Source organism: Streptomyces sp. NPDC052016, from assembly GCF_044548445.1.
GTDB lineage: Bacteria > Actinomycetota > Actinomycetes > Streptomycetales > Streptomycetaceae > Streptomyces.
In genome coordinates this window covers 292,401-314,362 of record NZ_JBIUBX010000005.1, presented here as the reverse complement: position 1 = coordinate 314,362, position 21,962 = coordinate 292,401, and the positions used below count along the sequence as shown (strand labels likewise).

The following is a 21,962-nucleotide window of genomic DNA, read 5'->3' as shown; positions in this document are numbered from 1 at the left end:
GTCAAGACATCGCGCACAGCGTTCGGCCGCTCCCCCCGCGGCGGGAGGGAGCGGCCGACGGCTGATGGTTCAGCGGGTCACGACATGCCGCTCGTTCGGCACGCAGTGCGTCATCGTGAGGCCCTCGACGTCGCGGGGCGGGTTCTTGCCGAGGTGGGCGAGTCGCTCACGGTCCTCGTCGGTCAGGTCCTGACTGGCCAGGGGTTCGAGTCCGGCGACGTCCTGCGGGGAGATGCCGACGCCCTCGCCGATCCGGAGGCCGAGGTCGTTGTCGACCAGGAGGAAGTGCCACACCATGCGCTCCTGAACCGGACGGTCGCACTCGGCGAGCGCCTCGGTGAGGTTCTTGACCAGGTCGTCCCGCTCCCACTGCTGCATCAGCGCGTAGCGCTGGCCCGCCTGCAGGTAGTCGTTGGTGCGGGGGATGCGCTTGCGGGTGAGGCGGCCGCGGATCTCCGGCCCCTCCTCGTCGACCGTGGGGTAATGCGCCTCGCGCAGTCCGCCGGTGATCGACGGTTCGTAGTTGACGCTCGGGTGCTCGCCGTCGCCGTCGATGTGGTAGGTCATCTGGCCGTCGCGCTGGTTGGTGTGGACGTCGGTGCCCTTGGCCTGGTTGACCGGCAGCTGCAGGTAGTTCGGGCCGACGCGGTAGCGCTGGGTGTCGCTGTAGGAGAAGGTGCGGCCGACGAGCATCTTGTCGTCGGAGAAGTCCAGGCCGTCGACGAGGACCCCGGTGCCGAAGGAGATCTGCTCGTTCTCGGCGAAGAAGTTCTCCGGCATGCGGTTGAGCACCATCTTCCCGACCGGCTTCGGCGGGAAGTCCTGCTCGGGCCAGGTCTTGGTGTCGTCCAGGGGGTCGAAGTCCAGTTCCGGATGGTCGTGGTCGTCCATCATCTGGACCAGGAGCTCCCACTCCGGGTGGTCACCGCGCGCGACCGCCTCGTACAGGTCCTTGGTGGCGTGGCCCAGGGAGTCGGCCTGGACGTTCGCCGCGTCCTCCTCGGTCATGCTGCGCACGCCCGCCTTGGGCATCCAGTGGTACTTGACCAGCACGGTCCGGCCCTCGTCGTCCGTCCACTTGTACGTGTTGACGCCGAAACCCTGCATGTGCCGGTAGTCGGCGGGGATGCCGCGCGGACTGAAGAGGTTGACGAGCATGTGCATGGCCTCCGGCGTCTGCGACATGAAGTCGAAGATGCGCCGCGGCTGCTGCTCGAAGGTGACCGGGTCGGGCTTCAGGGCGTGGATGACGTCCGGGAACTTGATGGCGTCCCGGATGAAGAAGACGCCGAGGTTGTTGCCGACGAGGTCCCAGTTGCCGTCCTCGGTGTAGAACTTCACGGCGAAGCCGCGCGGGTCGCGGGCGGCTTCGGAGGAGTCGCGTCCCCCGATGACGGTGGAGAAACGGACGGCGAGGTCGGTGCGCTTGCCCCGCTCCTGGAAGAGCTTGGCGCGGGTGTAGCGGCTGATCGGCTCGTCGCCCCAGGTGCCGTACGCCTCGAAGTAGCCGTACGCCGTGACGCCGCGGGCGTGCACGACCCGCTCCGGGATGCGCTCGCGATCGAAATGGCTGATCTTCTCGAGGAACTGGTAGTTCTCCAGCGTGGCCGGGCCGCGGGCGCCGACGGTGCGCTGGTTCTGGTTGTCGTAGACGGGGTGGCCCTGCCGGTTGGTGAGCACCTGCCGGTCGTCTCCGGGGCCGGGCCCCTTGCTCGATACGTCCGTCATGTCGTCGGGCTCCTTCGGCTCGTTCCCCACGCTTGCGTGGGGCGGGGCTGCCGGGCAACCGCCGGGCTCGTTCCCCGCGCTCGCGTGGGTGCGGGGCTGCCGGGCAACCGCCGCCGGATCACTCGCGACCCCGGGTACCCGGCGCCTCCGTTCGTTCACGCCGGTCACCGTTCCAGCGGAGGAAAACCGTCCGGATCCTTCGGCGGCCGGCCGTGCGGGGTGTCCCCCGCGGTGAGGTGTTCGAGGACCTCGGCCAGTTCCTGGCAGGCGCGTTCCACGGAACGCCGGGTGTTGCGCTGTTCGGTGATGACGGCCGAGAGCAGCAGCGCCGTGAGGGCCATCGTGCCGTTGAAGGCCTGGAGCTTGACCATGACCTCGATGCGGGTCAGCTCGGCGAAGGGGCCGACCTCGTCCGTGGCCGAGAGGGTCGCCAGGACCGAGGCGAGCAGGGCGCACAGCATGCTGCCCGCGAGCTGGAAGCGCAGGGCCGCCCAGATCAGCAGCGGGTAGACGAGGAAGAGCAGGCTGACGTGGCTGCGGGTCGCCAGGGGGACGAGGGCGAGGGTGATCAGGGCCAGGCCCGTGGCCTCCTTCCAGCGGACCAGGGGCGGCGGACTGCGCAGGTTGTGCAGGAGCAGCAGGACGGGGGTGACGAGCAGGACGCCCATGGCGTCGCCGACCCACCAGGCCAGCCAGACGGGCCAGAAGCTGTCCGTGGCCAGCCGGTCGGTGACGACGAGGAGGCCGACGCCGATGGTGGAGCTGAGCAGCATGGCGGTCAGTGCCCCCAGGAACACGAGGCTCAGTCCGTCGCGCAATCGGGCGAGGTCGCTGCGGAAGCCCACCCTGCGGAGCATCAGGTACGCCAGGACGGGGGCGGCCGTGTTGCCCACCATGTTGATGAGCACGAAGGGCCGGAGCGAGGTGAGCGACATGATGACGAGGAACGCCCCCAAGGCGATGCCCGCCCAGGCCCGGATGCCCAGGATCAGCAGGCAGGCCACCGCGACGCCGGAGGGCGGCCAGATGGGGGTGAAGACCGCGCCCTCGACGACGAGCTCCCGCAGCAGGCCGAGTCGCCCGGCCGCGTAGTAACAGGCCGCGACGGCGACCGTCTCCATGGCGAGGACGGCCGGCCGACGCAGTTCGCTGGTACCCACCACAGCAGCCATGAGACACCGGCCGGGCGCCGACGGCGAGGTGAGAGGCGCGCTGTCCGGCCCTACGGCTGAACCTGGCGTCCGTGGTCCGGCGCGACCCCGTCGTGGCCCACGACGAGCACGGCCGCGTCGTCCTCGTGTCCCACGCGTTCGGCGCCCTTGATCACGGCGGCCGCGAGCGAGCCTGCCTCCAGGCCCGCCACGGCGGCGATGCCCGCGAGCCGGACGACCTGGTCGAGCCCTTCCTCGACGCTCATCGACGGCCCTTCCACGACGCCGTCGGTGAGCATGACGACCACACCGCCCTCGGTGAGCCGGTAGCGGGTGACGGGGTACTCCATGCCCTCCTGGACCCCGAGGGGCGGTCCCCCCTCGTCCTCGACGATCCCGGACTTGCCGTCGGCGGTGGCCCACACGCAGGGGATGTGGCCGGCCCGGGCGCTCTCCAGGAGGCCGGTGGCCGGGTCGAGGCGCATGAAGGTGCAGGTGGCGAAGAGGTCGCTGCCGAGGGACAGCAGCAGGTCGTTGGTCCGGGCGAGGAGCTCGCCCGGACCGCTGGTGACGGAGGCCAGGGCGCGCAGTCCGACCCGGACCTGGCCCATGAAGGCGGTCGCCTCGATGTTGTGGCCCTGGACGTCCCCGATGGACAGGCCGATATGCCCGTCGGGCATGGTGAAGGCGTCGTACCAGTCGCCGCCGACGTTCAGGCCGTAGTAGGCGGGCGCGTACTGGACGGCCAGGCGGAAGCCGGGGGCGGAGGGGAGGTCCCTGGGGAGCATGCCGCGTTGCAGGGCGATGGCGAGCTCGACCCGTGAGCGTTGCACCTCCGCGCGTTCGCGCGCCTGGGCGGTGAGCGAGGAGAGCCTGGCCAGCAGCTCGTCGCCGTCGTCCGTGGGGCGCTTGCGGGACATGGATCACTCCGGAGAGGACGGTAGCCCCTTCGGGGCGAATGTCACATTTCGCGTTTAGAGGATGATACCGACCTCGGCGCGCGGGCTGACAGTGCCGACGGAGTGCGCGGCCCCTGACGACATCGGCCGGCGACGGGTGTCGAGGCGTGGGTCACCTCCTGCTCGGTGTCGGAGCGAGCGGGGTGCAAGCCCGTAGCCAGTGGCGGCGATCGGCCTTGGTGCGCCCGCGGACCGGGCGCCCGGGCACGTGCGGGCGAATCGCGTCCGGACGGCGTTCTGGCTCGTCGCACGCCGGCGCCCGAAGCGGCCGTCGAACGACGGGGACACCCTGGAGGACGTCGTGGACGCCCGGGGCTTCTCTGCGACGAACGGGTGGTGTGGGGGTGGACGCGAACGCCGGGGGAGCCGGCGAGGAGGAGGTGGGCCCCTCCCCCGCATACCGAGGCCGCGCCCGGCGGGCAGCCCGGCCGGTGCCCGGGAGGGTCGTCCTCCCGGGCACCGGCCGGGGGCCCGCGGGTGAAGCTCCGCTCTGTCGGCGGTCTCCCGCACCGAACGTCCACGTGGAGCCGTAGCAGTTCATCCGCACCACGGACGGGCGTGCCGGACACAGGTGCGGGCACCTCACCGCCCGCTGCCGCGCCGGCGCGCCGGAAGCACTCCGGCTGGTGGCCGACGGCGGTGCGTGTGGCTCGCCGGGCCGGACGCCCTCGCGGGTCGAGCGGGCGGCGAGGACGTCGGCTTGGCAGGTCGGCTCGCCGCGGGCAAGCCGGGCGGGGCGACGGCGCGTACGAGTGGCCGTAGGGAAGCGGGGCGGGGCGACGGCGCGTACGAGTGGCCGTAGGGAAGCGGGGCGGGGCGACGGCGCGGGCGGGTCGCCGTAGGGAAGCGGGGCGGGGTGACGGCGCGGGCGGGTCGCCGTCGGGAAGCCGGGCGGCGCGGGCGGGTCGCCGTAGGGAAGCCGGGCGGGGCGACGGCGGGGATTGTTCGCCGTCGCCCGGGGAGCCCGGTGCTGCCGTGTCAGCCGCCGAGGGCTGCCATGACCACGTCCTTGGCCTCCTCCTGGACCCGGCGGAGGTGGTCCGGCCCCTGGAAGGACTCGGCGTAGATCTTGTAGACGTCCTCGGTGCCCGAGGGGCGGGCGGCGAACCAGGCGTTGGCGGTGGTCACCTTGATGCCGCCGATGGCCGCGCCGTTGCCCGGGGCCTCGGTGAGCACACCGGTGACCGTTTCCCCGGCGAGGGTGTCGGCGGTGACCTGGGCCGGCGAGAGCTTCGCGAGCAGCGCCTTCTCCTCGCGGGTGGCGGGGGCGTCGATGCGGGCGTAGGCGGGTTCGCCGAAGCGCGCGGTCAATTCGGCGTAGTGCTCGGACGGGGTCTTGCCGGTGACGGCGGTGATCTCGGAGGCGAGCAGGGCCAGGATGATGCCGTCCTTGTCGGTGGTCCACACCGAGCCGTCGCGGCGCAGGAAGGAGGCGCCGGCCGACTCCTCGCCGCCGAAGCCGAGCGAGCCGTCGACCAGTCCGTCAACGAACCACTTGAAGCCCACGGGCACCTCGACGAGTCGGCGGCCGAGGTCGGCGGCGACGCGGTCGATCATCGAGGAGGACACCAGGGTCTTGCCGATGCCGGTGCCGTCGGGCCACTGCTCGCGGTGGGCGTAGAGGTAGGCGATGGCGGCCGCGAGGTAGTGGTTGGGGTTCATCAGGCCCGCGTCCGGGGTGACGATGCCGTGCCGGTCGGCGTCGGCGTCGTTGCCCGTGGCGATCCGGAAACGGTCGCGCTGTTCGATGAGGGACGCCATCGCGTACGGCGAGGAGCAGTCCATGCGGATCTTGCCGTCCCAGTCCAGCGTCATGAAACGCCAGGTGGGATCGGCGAGCGGGTTGACCACGGTCAGGTCGAGCCGGTGCTGTTCGGCGATCCGGCCCCAGTAGGCGACGGACGCCCCGCCGAGGGGGTCGGCGCCGATGCGGACGCCCGCGGCGCGGATCGCGTCCAGGTCCAGGACGGCGGGCAGGTCGGCGACGTAGGCGCCCAGGAAGTCGTAGCGGCTGGTGCCCGGGGCGGTGAGCGCCTGGGCGTACGGGATGCGGCGTACGTCCTTGAGACCGGCCGCGATGATCTCGTTGGCGCGGTCCTGGATCCAGGAGGTGGCATCGGAGCCGGCCGGACCGCCGCTGGGCGGGTTGTACTTGAAGCCGCCGTCGGCGGGCGGGTTGTGGGACGGGGTGACGACCACCCCGTCCGCGAGGCCCGTGGTGCGGCCGCGGTTGTGGGTGAGGATGGCGTGCGAGACGGCCGGGGTGGGCGTGTAGCCGTCGGCGCTGTCGATGAGCACGGTGACGCCGTTGGCGGCGAACACCTCCAGGGCGGTGACCCGGGCCGGCTCGGACAGGGCGTGCGTGTCGGCGCCGAGGAAGAGCGGGCCGTCGGTGCCCCGGGCGGTGCGGTACTCGCAGATCGCCTGGCTGGTGGCGGCGATGTGGTCCTCGTTGAACGCCGTGTTCAGGGACGATCCGCGGTGTCCTGACGTGCCGAACGCCACCCGCTGCGCCGGGTCGGCCGGGTCGGGGTGCAGCGCGTAGTACGCGGTGACCAGCCGGGCGACGTCGACGAGGTCCTCGGGGCCGGCCGGCCCGCCCGCTCGCTCGTGCTGCATGTGCCCGCTCCTCCACATCGGTTGACCAAGGACTTGCGGTTCTCATCTTCCCTTGTGCGGGCGGCGATCCGCGAGTACGGGCGGTTGCGCCGCCCGGCGTGCCCCGCGCCCTCAGCGGCGGCGGCCGCGCATCGACCAGCCGCTGCCGATGCCCGCGACGTGGAGGGCGAGCAGGGTAAGGCCGAGAAGCATGACGTTGGAGGAGGTGAAGGTGTCGTTGGTCGAGATCTCCGCCGCGTTGATCAGGAAGGCGAAGAAGAAGAGGACCGCGGAGATGATGGCGAGCACGGTGTCGTCCCTTCGGAGTCCCGGTCTGCTCCGGTCTGTCCGGTCGCTGCCGGTCTGGTGGATGTCATCGCTGTGCGGATGCCCCCGACCGCAGCGAGCACACCGGGTGCACCGCGCCGTGCCGTGACGACCTGAGTAGCCGTACTCAGGCGCGGCCGTGCCCGCGCGACGAGACTGAGGGCCCGATCGCCGCTCCCGGTATCGCCGCCCGAAGAGAGGTTCTCGCCGTGCTCAGCCGTGCCGCCATCAACCTGACGCCGTTCTTCGGGCGCCTCACCGTCACCAGCGAGCTCAGGCTCCGGCTGCCCGCGGGGACCATCTTCGTGGCCAACCACGACTCCATGGCCGACCCCGCGGTCGTCATGGCCGCCCTGCGGCGGTTCGACCTGGAGCCGGTGGTCATGGCGACCGCGGGCCTGTGGCGGATCCCGCTGCTCGGGCGGGCGCTGACCCGTGAGGGGCACATCCCCGTCCAGCGCCGTACCGCGCGCGCCGCGCTGGCCCTCGACGCCGCCGCCGAGGCGCTGGCCGGCGGCCGGCACGTACTGCTGTACGGCGAGGGCGGGCTGCCGCGCCGCAGGGACGCGGCCTGTGCTCCGCCCGAGCCGTTCCGCACCGGGCCGGCCCGTCTGGCGCGCGCGTCCGGCGCCTTGGTGGTGCCGGTGGGCCACGCGGGCGCCCGGCGGATCGCCTCGGGTTCGGCCGCGAAGCAGTTGGCGGGCACCCTGACGGCGCCGGTCCGCCGCCCGCGCTGCCACGTCCACCTCGGTGCGCCGCTGCGGCTGCCCCGGGAGGTCGACAACGCCACGGCCGCCGCCCGGCTCGCCGTCACGGCGGCCTGGCGGACGGCGGTGCGCGCCGTGGGCGAACAGCCCCACCCGTAGCCACGCGGTGGAGCGAGCACCCTCAGCGGCAGCGCGCCACGGGCTAACAGCCGCGCCCGCCAGTGGCGCACCGTGGACAAGTAGCCCGAGCAGTAGCGCGCCGGGGACGAAACAACCCCGCCCGTAGCGCGCCGCGGGCAGCACCCTCAGCGGAAGCGCTGCGGGCAGCACCCTCATCGGTAGCGCGCCACGGGCCGCCGCGCCGTAGCGCACCGCGGACGAACAACCCCGCCGGTAGCGCACCGGGGACGAGTAGCCCCGCCAGTAGCCCGCAGCGGCGAGCACCCTCAGCGGCAGCGCGCCACGGGCGAACAGCCCCGCCAGTGGCGCACCGCAGCGAACACCCTCAGCAGCAGCGCGCCATGGGCGAATTGCCGCGCCGGTAGCGCGCCGCGGGCAGCACCCTCAGCGGTAGCGCACCGCAGACGAACCCCGCCGGTAGCGCGCCGTGGACGAGGCCCCGCCAGTAGCGCGCCGCAGACGAACAATCCCGCCGATGGCGCGCGCACGGCGAGCACCCCCAACCATTGCGCACCTCGGCGAGCACCCCGCCGGTAGCACGCCACAGGCGAACACCCCGCCAGTAGCGCGCCCGGCGAGCACCCCCAACCATTGCGCACTTCGGCGAGCACCCCGCCGGTAGCTCACCGCGGCCGAACACCCCCGCCGGTTCCCGTTACGGCGCCGCGGGCGGGGGCGCGGTGCTCTGGCGCATCACCAGCCGCGTCGGGACGAGTGTCGTCCCGTGTTCCGGGTCGTGCTGGCGCATCTTGCGCAGGACCGCCTGGACGCAGAGGCGGCCGACCTCGGCGAAGTCCTGGTGCAGGGTGGTCAGCGGGGGCAGGAAGGAGCTCGCCTCCGGGATGTCGTCGAAGCCGATGACGCTGACGTCCTCGGGTACGCGCCGGCCACGTTCGTGCAGGGCGCGCAGCAGGCCCAGGGCCATCTGGTCGTTGCCCGCGAAGACGGCGGTGCAGTCCTCGCGGGCCGCGAGCTCGAGGCCCGCGAGGTAGCCGGACTCCGCCGACCAGTCGCCCCGGACGAGCGGCGGCGGGGTGCGGCCCGCCTCGGCGAGGGCCTCGCGCCAGGCGTCGGCGCGTCGCTGCGCGGCGAAGGAGTCCTCCGGGCCGGCCAGGTGCCACACCGTGCGATGGCCGAGGTCGAGCAGGTGCTGGACGGCGGTGCGGGTGCCGCCGGCCTGGTCGGTGTCCACGACCGTGTAGCGGTCGCCGGCGTCGGAGTCGACGACCACGACCTGGACGTGCGGCGGGAGGACGACGGTCGCCGCGTCCAGCAGGTGCACCTCCATGATGACGATCACCGCGTCGACGGCGAGTTCCTCCAGCCGGGAGAACGCGCCGCGCACCTCGTCCTGGGTGGGGACGGCGACGGGCAGCAGCGTCACCGCGTACCCCTCGGCGGCGGCGGAGGTGGCGATCGCCTCCAGCGTGCGCATGTTGCCGGTGGTGGAGAGTGTGAAGGTGATGACGCCGATGGTGCGGAACTCTCCCCGCTTGAGCGCGCGGGCCGCGCTGTTGGGGCGGTAGCCCAGCTCCTTCATGGCGGCCAGCACCTGCTGCCGGGTCTCCTCGTTCACCCCGGCGTACCCGTTGGACACCCGGGAGACCGTCTGCGAGGACACGCCCGCCAGGCGTGCCACGTCCGCCATCGAGGCGGTGGCGCGGCCGCGGTTGCGCGGGCGCGTCGGGACGCCGCCGGGCTCCGGGCGGTCTCCGGCCGGCTCCACCGCGGCCCCGGCCGTGTCCGCCGGGGCTCTTCCAGCCATCTCCACGCGTCGCCCCCACCTTTCTTCCGCCGCAGCTTCCTCGGTGTCCCCAGGGGACCCTTGACCGTGGTTATCGGGGCAGTGTAGACATGCCGCCATCAGATGTTTACGTAAACATAACAGCTCACCGCTGTTCCGCGGTGGCTGATGTTTGCGTAAACATCGTGGCGGTGCGGCGCGGCACAGCGATGTCGGCACCGCCGGTTCCAGGACTGGACGAGCGAGGAACGACATGACGACGCTGCAACCGCCGGCGGCCGCCGAACCGCGGCCGGCACCTCCTCCGGCGAGACGGGACCGCCGCTCCTGGACGGGGTGGGGTTTCATCGGTCCCTTCGTGGCCGTGTTCGCCCTGGTCTTCCTGGCCCCGATCGTGTATTCGATCTACCTCAGCCTCTTCCGCGACCAGCTCATCGGCGGCACCACCTTCGTCGGTCTCGACAACTACACGCAGGCCCTGAAGGACGAGCGCTTCTGGGACGCGCTCGCCCGGGTGTCGCTCTTCCTGGCCGTCCAGGTGCCGATCATGCTCGGCATCGCCCTGCTGGTGGCCCTGGCCCTGGACAGCGGCCGGCTCTACGGAAAGAGCTTCTTCCGCATCACGATCTTCCTGCCGTACGCGGTGCCCGCCGTGGTCGCCACCCTGATGTGGGGCTTCATGTACGGCACGAAGTACGGGCTGGTGGGCGACATCAACGGGGCGTTCGGCGTCTCCCTGCCCGACCCGCTCTCCCCCGACCTCGTCCTGGCGTCGATCGGAAACATCGTCACCTGGGAGTTCGTCGGCTACAACATGCTGATCTTCTACTCGGCGCTGCGCGTCATCCCGCACTCGCTGTACGAGGCGGCCGAGATCGACGGCGCCGGGCAGATCCGCGTGATCACCGCCATCAAGCTGCCGGCCATCCGCGGCGCCCTCGTCATCGCGACGATCTTCTCCATCATCGGCAGCTTCCAGCTCTTCAACGAGCCCAACATCCTGCGCCCGTTGGCGCGCAACGCCATCACGACCGACTACACCCCGAACTACTACACGTACTCGCTGTCCTTCAACGGCCAGCAGCACAACTACTCCGCGACGGTGGCCATCATCATGGGCCTGATCACGATGGTGATCGCCTACGTCGTGCAGCTGCGCGGCATGCGCAAGGGAGCGTGACCCGATGAGCAGCCCTCTCACCACCGACTCCCCTTCCGCGGCCGTCAAGACCTCCGGCTCGGGTACGGGCGCGCCGCGTCTGCGCGGCCCGCGCAGGCACTCTCCGGGGAAGCCGAAGCGCAGCCTGCTGCTGACGGTGCTGACCTCCCTGGTCGTCCTCTACACCGTGGTGCCGCTGATCTGGCTGGCCGTCAACGCCACCAAGACCCAGGCGGGCCTGGCCGACTCCAGTGGCCTGTGGTTCAGTGACGACTTCGCCCTCTGGGACAACATCCGCGACACGTTCACGTACGACGACGGCGTGTTCACGCGCTGGCTGCTGAACACCCTGATGTACGTGGTGCTCGGCGCCGGCGGCGCCACGCTCCTCGCGGTCCTGGGCGGTTACGCGCTGGCGAAGTTCGAGTTCCCCGGCAGGCGCGGCGTCTTCGCCGTGGTCATCGGCGCCGTCGCCGTCCCGGGTACGGCGCTCGCGGTGCCCACCTTCCTGATGTTCAGCAAGATGGGTCTGACCGACACCCCGTGGGCGGTGATCATCCCGTCGCTGGTCTCCCCCTTCGGCCTGTACCTGATGTGGGTCTTCGCCGCGGAGGCCATCCCCACGGAGCTGCTGGAGGCCGCCCGCATCGACGGGGCCGGCGAGGCGCGCACCTTCTTCACGGTCGCCCTGCCGTTGCTCGCCCCCGGCATCGTCACCGTGCTGCTGTTCACCACGGTCGCGACCTGGAACAACTACTTCCTGCCGCTGATCATGCTGAAGGACTCGGACTGGTACCCGCTGACCCTGGGCCTGAGCGTCTGGAACTCCCAGGCGGAGACCATCGGCGGCGACGTGATCTTCAACCTGGTGATCACCGGTTCGCTGCTCACCATCCTCCCGCTGATCGCGGCGTTCCTGCTGCTGCAGAAGTACTGGCAGTCCGGACTCGCCGCCGGAAGCGTCAAGGAGTGACCCCACGGCCCCGCGGCCGCCCCTTCAGCCCCACGTTGCGCACCACCACCCTCACCCTGTCCCACCCACGACGAAGTGGAAGCACCTCCATGCGCAGAACGACCAGCCGCCTGCTGCGCGGCATCGCCCTCCTGTCCACCCTCGCCCTGGGCACCACCGCCTGCGGCGGCTCGGACGACGGCTCCGACCAGAAGGCGGTCTCCGCCTCGGACGTCCAGGCGGCCCTGAAGAAGGGCGGCACGGTCACGGTCTGGGCCTGGGAGCCCACGCTGAAGACGGTCGCCGCCGACTTCGAGAAGAAGTACCCCAAGGTCAAGATCAACCTCGTCAGCGAGCGGTCCGGCGACAAGCACTACACCGCCCTGTCGAACGCGATATCGGCGGAGAAGGGCGTGCCCGACGTCGCGCAGGTGGAGTACTTCGCGGTGAGCCAGTACTCGCTCACCAAGGGCCTCACCGACCTGGCCCCCTTCGGCGCCGACAAGCTCTCCTCGAAGTACACGCCGGGTCCGTGGAACGCCGTGAGCGAGGGCAAGGCCGTCTACGGCCTGCCGATGGACTCCGGCCCGATGGCGCTGTTCTACAACAAGACGGTCTTCGACAAGCACAAGATCGCCGTCCCGACCACCTGGGACGAGTACGTCGAGGCGGCCCGCAAGCTGCACAAGGCCGACCCCAAGGTCTACATCGCCAACGACGCCGGCGACGCGGGCTTCACCACCAGCATGCTGTGGCAGGCCGGTTCGCGTCCCTACAAGGTCGACGGCACCGACGTGAAGATCGACTTCTCCGACGCGGGCGCCAAGAAGTACACCGACACCTGGCAGAAGCTCATCGACGAGAAGCTGCTCGCGCCCATCAACGGCTGGACCGACGACTGGTACAAGGGTCTGGGCGACGGCACCATCGCCACCCTGGCCACCGGCGCCTGGATGCCCGCCAACTTCGTCACCGGCGTGCCGAACGCCTCCGGTGACTGGCGCGTGGCCCCGATGCCGGCCTGGGCCAAGGGCGACAAGGCGAGCGCGGAGAACGGCGGCAGCTCCCTGACCCTGCCCGCGCTGGGCAAGAACAAGGAACTCGCCTACGCCTTCGTCGAGTACGCGAACGCCGGGGACGGCGTGCAGACCCGCGTCAAGCAGGGCGCCTTCCCGGCGACCACCGCGGAGCTGCAGTCCACCGAGTTCCAGAGCACCAAGTTCGACTACTTCGGCGGGCAGGAGGCGAACAAGATCTTCGCCGACTCCGCCGCCAACGTCGCCAGCGACTGGTCGTACCTGCCCTTCCAGCAGTACGCCAACTCGATCTTCAACGACACCGTCGGCAAGGCCTACGTCTCGGGCACCAAGCTGGCGGACGGCCTCAAGGCCTGGCAGGACGCCTCGGTCAAGTACGGCGAGGAGCAGGGCTTCACCGTCGAGAAGTAGCCGGGAAGCAACAGACGCCGGGCGGCGCGGCAGTGGGCCGCGCCGCCCCCGTGCACCACCTTCGGAAGGACCGCCATGATCTCCACCCTCCACTCCCGCCGCCGCGGGGCGGACGGTGACCCCGCCCCGCGTCTGGCCTACGGCGCCGACTACAACCCCGAGCAGTGGCCCCGGGACGTGTGGGAGGAGGACGTCCGGCTGATGCGCGAGGCCGGCGTCACCGTCGTGTCCGTGGCGATCTTCTCCTGGGCGCGCCTCCAGCCGGGCCCGGACACCTGGGACTTCGGCTGGCTCGACGAGGTCATGGACCTGCTGCACGCGAGCGGCATCGGGGTCGACCTGGCCACCGCCACCGCCTCCCCGCCGCCCTGGCTGACCACCGCCCACCCGGAGATCCTCCCGGTGACCGCGAACGGCGAGACGGTGTGGCCGGGCGCGCGCCAGCACTGGCGGCCCACCTCCCCCGTCTTCCGCGAGCACGCCCTGCGCCTGGTCCGGGAACTGGCGAACCGGTACAAGGACCACCCGGCGCTGGTCGCCTGGCACGTCTCCAACGAACTGGGCTGCCACAACGTCTACGACCACTCCGACGACGCGGCCCGCGCCTTCCGCGTCTGGCTGCGCGGCCGCTACGGCACCCTCGACGCGCTGAACCACGCCTGGGGGACGGCGTTCTGGTCGCAGCGCTACAGCGACTGGGAGCAGATCCTGCCGCCGCGGCTCGCCGCCTCGCATCCGAACCCGACGCAGCAGCTGGACTTCAAGCGGTTCTCCTCCGACGCCCTGAAGGACCACCTGCGCGCGGAGCGGGAGATCCTGCGTGAGATCACCCCCGACGTGCCGGTCACCACCAACTTCATGGTGATGGGCGGCACCAAGGGCATGAACTACCCGGACTGGGCCGACGAGATCGACTTCGTCTCCAACGACCACTACGTCCACCCCGGCCCGCAGGACCGCGACGAGCTGTCCTTCTCCGCGAACCTCGTCAGCGGCATCGCGGGCGGACGGCCCTGGTTCCTGATGGAGCACTCCACCAGCGCCGTCAACTGGCAGCCGGTCAACGTGGCCAAGCGGCCCGGCGACCTGGCCCGTGACTCCCTGCTGCACGTCGCGCACGGCGCCGACGCGGTCTGCTTCTTCCAGTGGCGGCAGTCGGCGGCCGGCGCCGAGAAGTACCACTCGGCGATGGTCCCGCACGCCGGCGCCGACAGCGACCTCTTCCGCGCGGTGACCGAGCTGGGCGCCACGCTGAAGACGCTCGCGCCGGTCGCCGGAACCGAGCGGGAACCCGCCCGGGTCGGCATCCTCTACGACTGGGAGTCGTGGTGGGCCAGCGAACAGGACTCCCACCCCACCTCCCTGCTCGACTACCGTCAGGAGGCACTCGACTGGTACTCGGCGCTCCTGGCCCTCGGCGTCCGCGCCGACCTCGTCACCACGCGCGCCGACCTCTCCCGGCACCAGGTGCTGATCGCCCCGGTGCTGCACGTGGTCCCCGCCGAGCTCGCCAAGGAGCTGACGCGCTACGCCGAGCAGGGCGGCCATCTCGTCACGACGTACTTCTCCGGGGTCGTCGACGAGAACGACCACGTCTGGCTCGGCGGCTACCCGGGCGCGCTGCGTGAGCTGCTCGGCATCCGGATCGAGGAGTTCGGGCCGCTCCTGGCCGGGGAGAGCGTGGAACTGGACGACGCGACCACGGGCACCCTGTGGACCGACCGGATCACCCTGACCGATCCCGACACCGAGGTCCTGGCCCGCTACCGCACCGGTGTGCACGCCGGCCGCCCGGCCATCACCCGGCGGCCGACGGCCCGCGGTTCCGCCTCCTACGTCTCCACCCGCCTCCGCGTCGACGGACTCGTCGCACTGCTGCCGCGGCTGCTGGAACCGGCCGGTGTGCGCAGCGAGCTGCCGGCCGAGGCCCGCGGACGGGTCGAGCTGACCGTCCGGCGCGGCGCGGCGGGCCGGTTCCTGTTCCTGGTCAACCGGACCGACGACACCGTGCCGGTGACCGGTCCGGCCGGCGAGGTCCTCCTGGGGACCACCGGCGCCGACGGCACCCTGCTCCTCGGCGCGAGGGAGGTCGCCGTACTGCGGCAGCCCGCCGACTGACCCGCCCGCACCGGCACCCCCACCACTCCTCGGCACGGCACGCACCCGTGTCGAGGGCCATCCCCTCCCGGCCCCATGGCGGGAGGGGCCCACCGCAGCGACCGCACCGCAGTTGGGAGCACAGATGGCACGCCGTATCCGCAGCAGACGGTCCCTCGGGGCCGCCACCCTGACCGCCCTGGCCACCGGGGCCGCCCTGCTCGGCGTCCCCGCGCCGGCCCAGGCCGCCGCCTCCGTCACCGTCCAGCCGGACCCGTCGTACCAGCAGGAGAGGTTCCAGGGCTGGGGCACCAGCCTGGTCTGGTTCGCCAACGCGACCGGCGACTACCCCGAGGAGATACGCGAGAAGCTCGCCGAGCTCCTCTTCGACGACGACGGCCTGGCGCTGAACATCGCCCGGTACAACATCGGCGGCGGCAACGCCCCGGACGTCAAGGACTACCTGCGCGCCGGCGGTGCCGTCGAGGGCTGGTGGAAGGCGCCCGCGGGCACCACCCGCGAGGACACCGACTGGTGGAGCGCCGACGACCCGGCCGACTGGAACAAGGACGCCGACGCCACCCAGCGCTGGTGGGTGGACCGCATCAAGAACGACATCGACCACTGGGAGACCTTCAGCAACTCCCCGCCGTGGTTCATGACCGTCAGCGGGTACGTCTCCGGCGGGTTCAACGCCAACGCCGACCAGTTGAAGACCGAGTCGGTCGACGACTTCGCCGCGTACGTGGCGGGCGCGACCAAGCGGCTGGAGAAGGCGCACGGCATCAAGGTCGACACCGTCGACCCGTTCAACGAGCCGAACACCGGCTACTGGAGCACCCGGCTGGGCGCGGACGGCGAGCCGGTCGGCGGCCGTCAGGAAGGCGCCCACATGGGCCCCGAGCTCCAGCAGAAGGTGCTCGCCGCACTGGCGCCCGCGCTCAAGCGGGCGAAGGTCAAGGCGGACATCTCCGCGATGGACGAGACCAACCCGTCGATCTTCGCGCAGAACTGGAACGCCTACTCCCAGGACGCGCGCGACGTCGTCGGGCAGATGAACGTCCACACCTACGGCACCGGTCAGCGCACCACCGTGCGGGACCTGGCCAAGGCCGCCGACAAACCGCTGTGGATGAGCGAGGTCGAGGGCGACTGGGGCGACGGGCAGAGCTTCACCGACATGCGGCCCGGTCTCGGTCTCGCCCAGCGCATCGTCGACGACCTGCGCGAACTGGAGCCCAGGGCCTGGGTGTTCTGGCAGCCGGTCGAGGACTACGACAACATGAAGCCCGGCGGCGAGTCCGCCAAGGGCGGCAACTGGGGCAGCATCCAGCTTCCGTTCAGCTGCACGGCGGCGGACACGCTGGAGTCCTGCCCGATCCACACGAACACGAAGTTCGACACCGCGCGCAACTTCACGCACTTCATCAAGCCCGGCGACAAGCTGATCAAGGTCGACGACACCTCCAGCGCCGCCGCCGTCACCGCGAACGGCAAGGGCGTCTCGCTGGTCCACGTCAACAGCACCACCGAGGCCCGCACGGTCACCATCGACCTGTCGAAGTTCCGCAGGATTAGCGGCGACGCGACCGTCACCCCGGTCGTCACCAGCGCCGCCGGCAAGCTCGAGACGCGGGCGCCGATCCAGGTCAGCGACCGCAAGGCCACCTTCACCGTGCCCGCCCAGTCGGTGACCTCCTTCGCCGTCAAGGGCGTGTCCGGTGTCGCCAAGGACGCCCCGCTGCTCCGCAAGGGCCACACCTACACGCTGACCGGCGTCCAGAGCGGCAAGGCCGTCACCGTCGCCGCCGACGGCACCGGCCTGGTCATCGGCACGGGCAACGGCACCACCGCGCAGCAGTGGCAGCTCGACGCCCGGTACGGCGAGACCGGCGCCCGCCAGCGGTACGTGTTCGCCAACCCGGCGGAGGGCAAGCGCCTCGCCGTCCGTGACAACGTGCCCGTGGTGGAGCCCGACACGGGCGAGCGGGACCCGGCCACCGAGTGGATCATGTCGACCACGGGTGACGGCACCTGGACCCTGGTGAACGTCGCCACCGGCCGCGTCCTGGAAGTCGGGGGCCAGGCCACGAACGAGGGGGCCGCCGTCACGACGTGGCAGCCCAACTCCGGCTCCAACCAGCGCTGGAGGGTGACGGACGTGACCGGCACGCTCTGACCCCCTTCGGCGTCGTGGTGACGCCCCGCGCCCGCACCGTGTCCGTCACGGTGCGGGCGCCGGCGTGTGGTCAGGCCCCCAGCGCCTTGCGCAGGCCGCTCCGGGAGGCGCGCTCCCACAGCTCCGGCAGCTCCCGCTCCCGGTCGGCGGCCGCGGCCTGCTCCCTGCCGTACAGCAGACCCCAGGTGAAGCCCGGCTCGCCCGCCGCGTGCGCGGCCACCGCCTGGCGGCGCAGGGTCTCCCGGGCGACGACGCTGTCGTGGTGGTCGCCGAGCGCCTTCTGCACCGCCTTGACCTGCTTGGCCAGGCGCTCGGCGGGCTTGCCGAGGGCGGGGCCGGCCGCCTCGGCGGCGTAGCGCAGGCGTTTGGCTCCCTTGCGGGCGTGGTGCAGGGCGGCGTCGCGCTCCGGGCCCGCGGCCTGGCGCCGGGCGCCTTCGACGCGGCCGGCCAGCCGGTCGTACTCCTTGAGGATCGCCCGGGGCAGGGCCTTCGACGGCTTGCGGGAGGCCTTGGGGCGCAGCGGCGGACGGGTCGTCAGCCGGTTCAGCGCCTTCAGGAGGGCGACGTAGCGGGGTGAGGACAGCGCGGCGAGGGAGCGTTCGCGGGCCTCGGAGGACCGTTCGGCGTCCCACGCCTGCAGGCGCGCGGAGACGGGTCCGAGGACGAGTTCGGGGGGCAGGTCGTCCACGCCCTCCCGCAGCCGCTCCAGCAGCACCTCCTGGTCGCGTTCGACGCCCAGTTCGCCGCCGAGCCACTGCAACTCCGCCCGGACCGGGTCGGTGACCTCGCGGTCCAGGAGGGAGCGGTAGGAGCGCAGGCAGCTGCGCAGACGGCGGCAGGCCACCCGCATCTTGTGCACCGAGTCCGGCAGCCCCCGCCGTACCGCCGGGTCGAGTTCCACGATCGTGCGGACCTGCTCGGCTACGTAGGCGAGCACGTGGGCGCCCGCCGAGCCCGCGGCCACGTCCGGCTCGGGCTCGGGGGACGTCCGTGTCTTCGGGGCCGTCTCCGTGAGGGCGCGGCTCAGCTTGGACGGGGTGTCCACCCGGGTGAAGCCCTCCTTGCCGAGCGCCTTGTCGACGCGTTCCAGGAGGGCGGGGTCGCCGTCCTCGACGAGTTCCACCTCCAGTTCCGTCCAGGCGGTGTGCCCGCCTTCGGGGCGCAGCGAGTCGGCCTCCACCCGGTCCAGCACGATCTCGGCGACGCGGGCGCCGTCGGCGTCGACGAGATCGCGTACGGTCCGGCGGGAGCGGATGCGGACCACCGGCTCGAGGCGGGCGCCCCGGGTCCGGGAGAGCGTCAGCTCCCGGAGCCGGTCGGGGACCTCCTCCTGAAGGGGTGTGCCGATCTCCTCGCGGGTGTCGTCGCCCAGCGGCAGCTTGAGGTGCCAGCCGGCGTCGGAACCGCCCGTGCGGCGGCGCAGTGTCGCGGAACTGCGGGCGAGCCGCAGATCGGCGGTGTCGTAGTACACCGCGTCCAGGTCGTGGGTGCCCGCGTCGACGAGTGAGGTGCCGCTGTCGGGTCCGGTCAGGCCGGGCAGGCGGGGGAAGCCTCCCGAGGCCGGCACCTCGTACTTTCGTTCCGTCTCCCGTGTCGACTGCGTCATGTCTTCTCGGTTGACGCGATGCGCGGAATCAAACCTCCGGGGCGCCGATCCGCACGGGATGCGGCGGGTCAACGGCCTTACCCCGGGCGTCGTCCGTCGGGACGCGCTCCAGGACGCCGCCCGCGAAGACGTCGTACAGGGGCAGCGTCTCGAGGTGGACGTAACCGATGTGGCAGTCGCAGACGGTCAGCGGGCAGGGGCGCGGGCGCAGGGCGGCGCGGTAGGACCCGTCGTAGAGGTTGCCCAGCGGGGTACGGACGAAGTGGCATCGGCGGACGGTGCCGTCGCCGTCGACGGAGATCACGCTCTCGCCGGTGCGGCAGGGCAGGCCGGCGCTGGCGTGCGGGTGGCGGCTGTAGGGGAAGAGCGGGTCCAGGGCCGTCCACGCATCGGCCTCCGGGTCGGTGTAGGCGTGGCCCTCGGCGGCGTTCACCCACAGGTAGACGTGCTCGGGGAGGTCCGTGCGCAGTCGGCGTGCGGCCTGGAGGTGGTCGGGGAGCCCGACGACGCCGACGCTGAAGCGGATGCCGCGCGCGGTGAGGTCGCGGCACTTGCCGAGGAAGCGGTCGTAGGGGGTCTGGCCCGGGTGGTAGGTGCACCACAGGGCGAGGGTGCCGGGGTCGGCGTCGGCGAGCCAGTCGGTGCGGCAGCTGAGGTTGGTCTGGATCGCCACCCGCCGGATGTGCGGCAGGTGGGAGAGCTCGGTGAGGGCGCGCCGGTACCAGGAGCGGACCAGGCCCTCGCCCCAGGGGGTGAACAGGACGGAGAGGCGGTCGTCGGTGCGGTGCGCGGCCCAGGCGGCGAACCGTTCCAGGGCGGCGCGGTCCGCTCGGAGTCGGTCGCCGGTGTCGCGCCGCTTGGCGAAGGGGCAGTAGGGACAGTCGTAGTCGCAGGAGGCGAGCGGGCCGCGGTAGAGGAGGGTCAGGTCCATGGCGGGGCCGGTCATTTCCTCTCGTAGGCGGCCATGGCGGCCCGCACGGCCGGCGAGAACAGCTCGGGGCCGACGGCGTCGGAGTGGGCGAGGCCCTCGTCGGTGAGCATGAGGGTCGCCGGGTCGGTGTCGGTCAGCCAGCCGCGGTCGGCGAGGCCTTCGAGTGCGGGGCCGAAGTCGTCGGCGGGGGTGCCGCCGAAGCGGGCGCGGTAGTCGTCGACACGCAGGCCCTCGGCCTGGAGGAGGGACTGCAGGAGGTGACGGCGGCGCGCCTCGTCGCCGTCCATGCGGCGGCCGTACTCGGCGCGGGCGAAGTCGGCGGACGGACGGGACACGTAGTCGTCGACGATGACGCGGATCTCGTGCATGTCGACGGCGTAGTCGAAGGAGTAGTGCAGGCCGGCCGTGTAGGAGCGGGCGCCGCAGCCGAGGCCGATCATGCCGTCGGTCTGGCAGGCGTGGTCGTCCGCGCCCTGGGGCGGGGCGTCGGCGCGGCGGAACATGCGCATGGACTGCTGGGTGTAGCCGTGCGCGAGGAGGTGGTCGCGGCCGGCCCGGTACAGGCGCAGCCGCTGCTCGTCCCAGGCGGGGTCGGGGCCGGTGCGGCGGCGGCCGAGTCCGGTGAGGGGGCGGACGTAGAGGGGGTAGAGGTAGAGCTCCTCGGGCTGCCAGGCGAGGGCCGCGTCCAGGGAGTGCCGCCAGGTCGCCTCGGTCTGGCCGTCGATGCCGTAGATGAGGTCGATGTTGAGGACCGGGACGCCGGCCTCGCGGACGCGGGCCAGGGCCGCCTCCACGTCGGCGCGGCGCTGGGGGCGTACGGCGGCCCGCGCCTCGGAGTCGACGAAGCTCTGTACGCCCAGGCTCAGCCGGGTGGTGCCCCGCTGGGCGAGGACCGTGAGCCGGTCGGCGGTGGCGGTGGCCGGTGAGGCCTCGACCGAGAGCGGGACGGCGCGGAGGTCGGCGCCCATGCGGTGCTCGGCGATGTCGCAGAGGCGCTCCAGTTCGGTGGCGGTGAGGAAGGTGGGGGTGCCGCCGCCGAAGGCCGCGGTGGCGAAGCGGACCTCGTCGGACTCCCCCAGTGCGTCGCGCACGGCCGTCGCCTGGCGTTCCAGCGCGTCCAGGTAGGCGCCGGTCAGGCCGTCGGGGGCGCCGATGCGGGTGAAGAGGTTGCAGAAGCCGCAGCGGACTTCGCAGAACGGTATGTGCAGGTAGAGGGAGAGTGCGCCCTTGGGTTCGGCGCTCCACAGGTCCCTGAGCGCGGGGCGGTCCGGGAGCCGCCGGTAGGCGGTCTTGTGCGGGTAGGCGTAGACGTAGCTCTGGTAGGGGCTGGTGCGGGCGGGCCGGGGCGTGGTGGTCATCGGGCGGCCTCGGCGGGGTCGAGGAGGAAGTGGGCGTAGGGCACGGTCCAGACGGACTCGTGGCCGAGGCGGTGGCCGGTGTAGCCGTCGTCGCCGTAGGCGGTGCCGTGGTCGGAGCAGACGATGGCGAAGCAGCGGCGTCTGCTGCTCGCGGCGGCGAAGAGGCGGCCGATGTGCCGGTCGACGTACTCCAGCGCGGCGGCGTGCGTCTCCCGCGTGTCGCCGGCCTCCCGGGTCGCGCCCGGCAGGTGGAACCAGTTCGGCTGGTGCAGGGCGGACACGTTGACGAAGAGGAACAGCCGCCGGTCGGCGGGGAGCCGGCGGACGACGTCCTCGGCGCGGGCCACCTGGTTCTCGAAGGAGGCGGGCGAGGTGACGCCGAACTCCGGTGCCCAGTGGGACTCGTGGAACAGGCCGGGCAGCACCGAGCCCAGCGGGCCCTGCTTGTTGAAGAAGCCCACTCCCCCGATGCACACGGTGTGGTAGCCCACCGCGGCCAGGCCGGAGACCAGATCGGGGGTGTCGTAGACGAAGGTCCCGGCGGCGGTGGTCTCGCTGCCGGCGAAGCTCGCCGCGAACAGGCGCGGGTGCGGTCCGGGGGCCGCCGGGGTGGGCAGGAAGCCGGCGAAGATCGCCTGGTGGGAGGCGTAGGTGAAGCTGCCGGGGGCGTGGCGCTCCTCCCAGCGGCCGCCGGGGAGGTGGCGGGCGAGGTGCGGCAGGCGGCCGGCGGCGGCCAGTTCGGCGGCCACGTCGAAGCGGAGGGTGTCGAGGGTGACGAGGAGGAGGTCGTGGCTGCCGACGATCTCGTTCATGTCCGGCGCTCCGGGTGCCGTCGTCG

16 protein-coding genes are annotated in these 21,962 nt (G+C 72.0%); 6 read left to right on the top strand and 10 right to left on the bottom strand.

Annotated elements, in window-relative coordinates; translation table 11 throughout:
* Nucleotides 1-69: 69 nt before the first annotated feature.
* The 5 genes from ACIHAR_RS09365 to ACIHAR_RS09345 form a co-directional block, all read right to left on the bottom strand.
* Nucleotides 70-1,728, bottom strand: a complete 1,659-nt coding sequence (locus ACIHAR_RS09365; protein ID WP_400018206.1) for a catalase — start codon at nucleotides 1,726-1,728, stop codon at nucleotides 70-72.
* A gap of 164 nt (nucleotides 1,729-1,892) precedes the next feature.
* Nucleotides 1,893-2,900: an MASE1 domain-containing protein gene (locus tag ACIHAR_RS09360; RefSeq protein ID WP_400018204.1), complete on the bottom strand. Its 1,008-nt coding sequence runs from the start codon at nucleotides 2,898-2,900 to the stop codon at nucleotides 1,893-1,895.
* Between the two features lie 50 nt (nucleotides 2,901-2,950).
* Entirely contained in the window at nucleotides 2,951-3,799 is an 849-nt protein-coding gene (locus ACIHAR_RS09355) for a PP2C family protein-serine/threonine phosphatase (RefSeq protein WP_365457743.1), read from the bottom strand.
* A gap of 1,017 nt (nucleotides 3,800-4,816) precedes the next feature.
* A complete protein-coding gene (pgm, locus tag ACIHAR_RS09350) occupies nucleotides 4,817-6,457 on the bottom strand; it encodes a phosphoglucomutase (alpha-D-glucose-1,6-bisphosphate-dependent) (RefSeq protein ID WP_400018203.1) in 1,641 nt (546 codons plus the stop codon).
* Between the two features lie 111 nt (nucleotides 6,458-6,568).
* Complete coding sequence (locus ACIHAR_RS09345) at nucleotides 6,569-6,745, bottom strand: hypothetical protein (protein WP_365457737.1); 177 nt, start codon at nucleotides 6,743-6,745, stop codon at nucleotides 6,569-6,571.
* 227 nt (nucleotides 6,746-6,972) lie between these two features.
* Here ACIHAR_RS09345 and ACIHAR_RS09340 point away from each other — a divergent pair, with 227 nt between their 5' ends.
* A complete protein-coding gene (locus ACIHAR_RS09340; protein WP_400018200.1) occupies nucleotides 6,973-7,629 on the top strand; it encodes a lysophospholipid acyltransferase family protein in 657 nt (218 codons plus the stop codon).
* Nucleotides 7,630-8,305: 676 nt separating this feature from the next.
* Here ACIHAR_RS09340 and ACIHAR_RS09335 read toward each other — a convergent pair.
* Nucleotides 8,306-9,298, bottom strand: coding sequence for a LacI family DNA-binding transcriptional regulator (locus tag ACIHAR_RS09335; protein WP_365457820.1), 993 nt, complete (start codon nucleotides 9,296-9,298; stop codon nucleotides 8,306-8,308).
* 349 nt (nucleotides 9,299-9,647) lie between these two features.
* On the opposite strand from ACIHAR_RS09335, the gene ACIHAR_RS09330 reads away from it, so the two are divergent.
* The 5 genes from ACIHAR_RS09330 to ACIHAR_RS09310 all read left to right on the top strand — a co-directional run bounded on the left by ACIHAR_RS09330 (nucleotide 9,648) and on the right by ACIHAR_RS09310 (nucleotide 17,229).
* Nucleotides 9,648-10,574: a sugar ABC transporter permease gene (locus ACIHAR_RS09330; RefSeq protein ID WP_365457731.1), complete on the top strand. Its 927-nt coding sequence runs from the start codon at nucleotides 9,648-9,650 to the stop codon at nucleotides 10,572-10,574.
* Nucleotides 10,575-10,578: 4 nt separating this feature from the next.
* Complete coding sequence (locus ACIHAR_RS09325; RefSeq protein ID WP_365457728.1) at nucleotides 10,579-11,526, top strand: carbohydrate ABC transporter permease; 948 nt, start codon at nucleotides 10,579-10,581, stop codon at nucleotides 11,524-11,526.
* Nucleotides 11,527-11,615: 89 nt separating this feature from the next.
* Entirely contained in the window at nucleotides 11,616-12,953 is a 1,338-nt protein-coding gene (locus ACIHAR_RS09320) for an ABC transporter substrate-binding protein (protein ID WP_400018197.1), read from the top strand.
* A 75-nt stretch (nucleotides 12,954-13,028) separates the two neighbouring features.
* Nucleotides 13,029-15,071: a beta-galactosidase gene (locus ACIHAR_RS09315; protein ID WP_400018194.1), complete on the top strand. Its 2,043-nt coding sequence runs from the start codon at nucleotides 13,029-13,031 to the stop codon at nucleotides 15,069-15,071.
* A gap of 124 nt (nucleotides 15,072-15,195) precedes the next feature.
* A complete protein-coding gene (locus tag ACIHAR_RS09310; RefSeq protein WP_400018193.1) occupies nucleotides 15,196-17,229 on the top strand; it encodes an RICIN domain-containing protein in 2,034 nt (677 codons plus the stop codon).
* Between the two features lie 70 nt (nucleotides 17,230-17,299).
* Here ACIHAR_RS09310 and ACIHAR_RS09305 read toward each other — a convergent pair whose 3' ends face one another.
* From ACIHAR_RS09305 to ACIHAR_RS09290, 4 genes are read right to left on the bottom strand one after another with little or no spacing between them, the layout of a single operon-like run.
* Nucleotides 17,300-18,835, bottom strand: coding sequence for a CHAD domain-containing protein (locus ACIHAR_RS09305; protein ID WP_400018191.1), 1,536 nt, complete (start codon nucleotides 18,833-18,835; stop codon nucleotides 17,300-17,302).
* 28 nt (nucleotides 18,836-18,863) lie between these two features.
* The gene (locus tag ACIHAR_RS09300) at nucleotides 18,864-19,766 is read right to left on the bottom strand and encodes an STM4011 family radical SAM protein (protein WP_365457818.1); all 903 of its coding nucleotides are present in this window, start codon (nucleotides 19,764-19,766) and stop codon (nucleotides 18,864-18,866) included.
* An 11-nt stretch (nucleotides 19,767-19,777) separates the two neighbouring features.
* The gene (locus ACIHAR_RS09295) at nucleotides 19,778-21,124 is read right to left on the bottom strand and encodes an STM4012 family radical SAM protein (protein WP_400018189.1); all 1,347 of its coding nucleotides are present in this window, start codon (nucleotides 21,122-21,124) and stop codon (nucleotides 19,778-19,780) included.
* A complete protein-coding gene (locus ACIHAR_RS09290; protein ID WP_365457815.1) occupies nucleotides 21,121-21,936 on the bottom strand; it encodes an STM4013/SEN3800 family hydrolase in 816 nt (271 codons plus the stop codon). Before ACIHAR_RS09290 ends, ACIHAR_RS09295 begins: the two co-directional genes overlap by 4 nt.
* Nucleotides 21,937-21,962 lie beyond the last annotated feature (26 nt).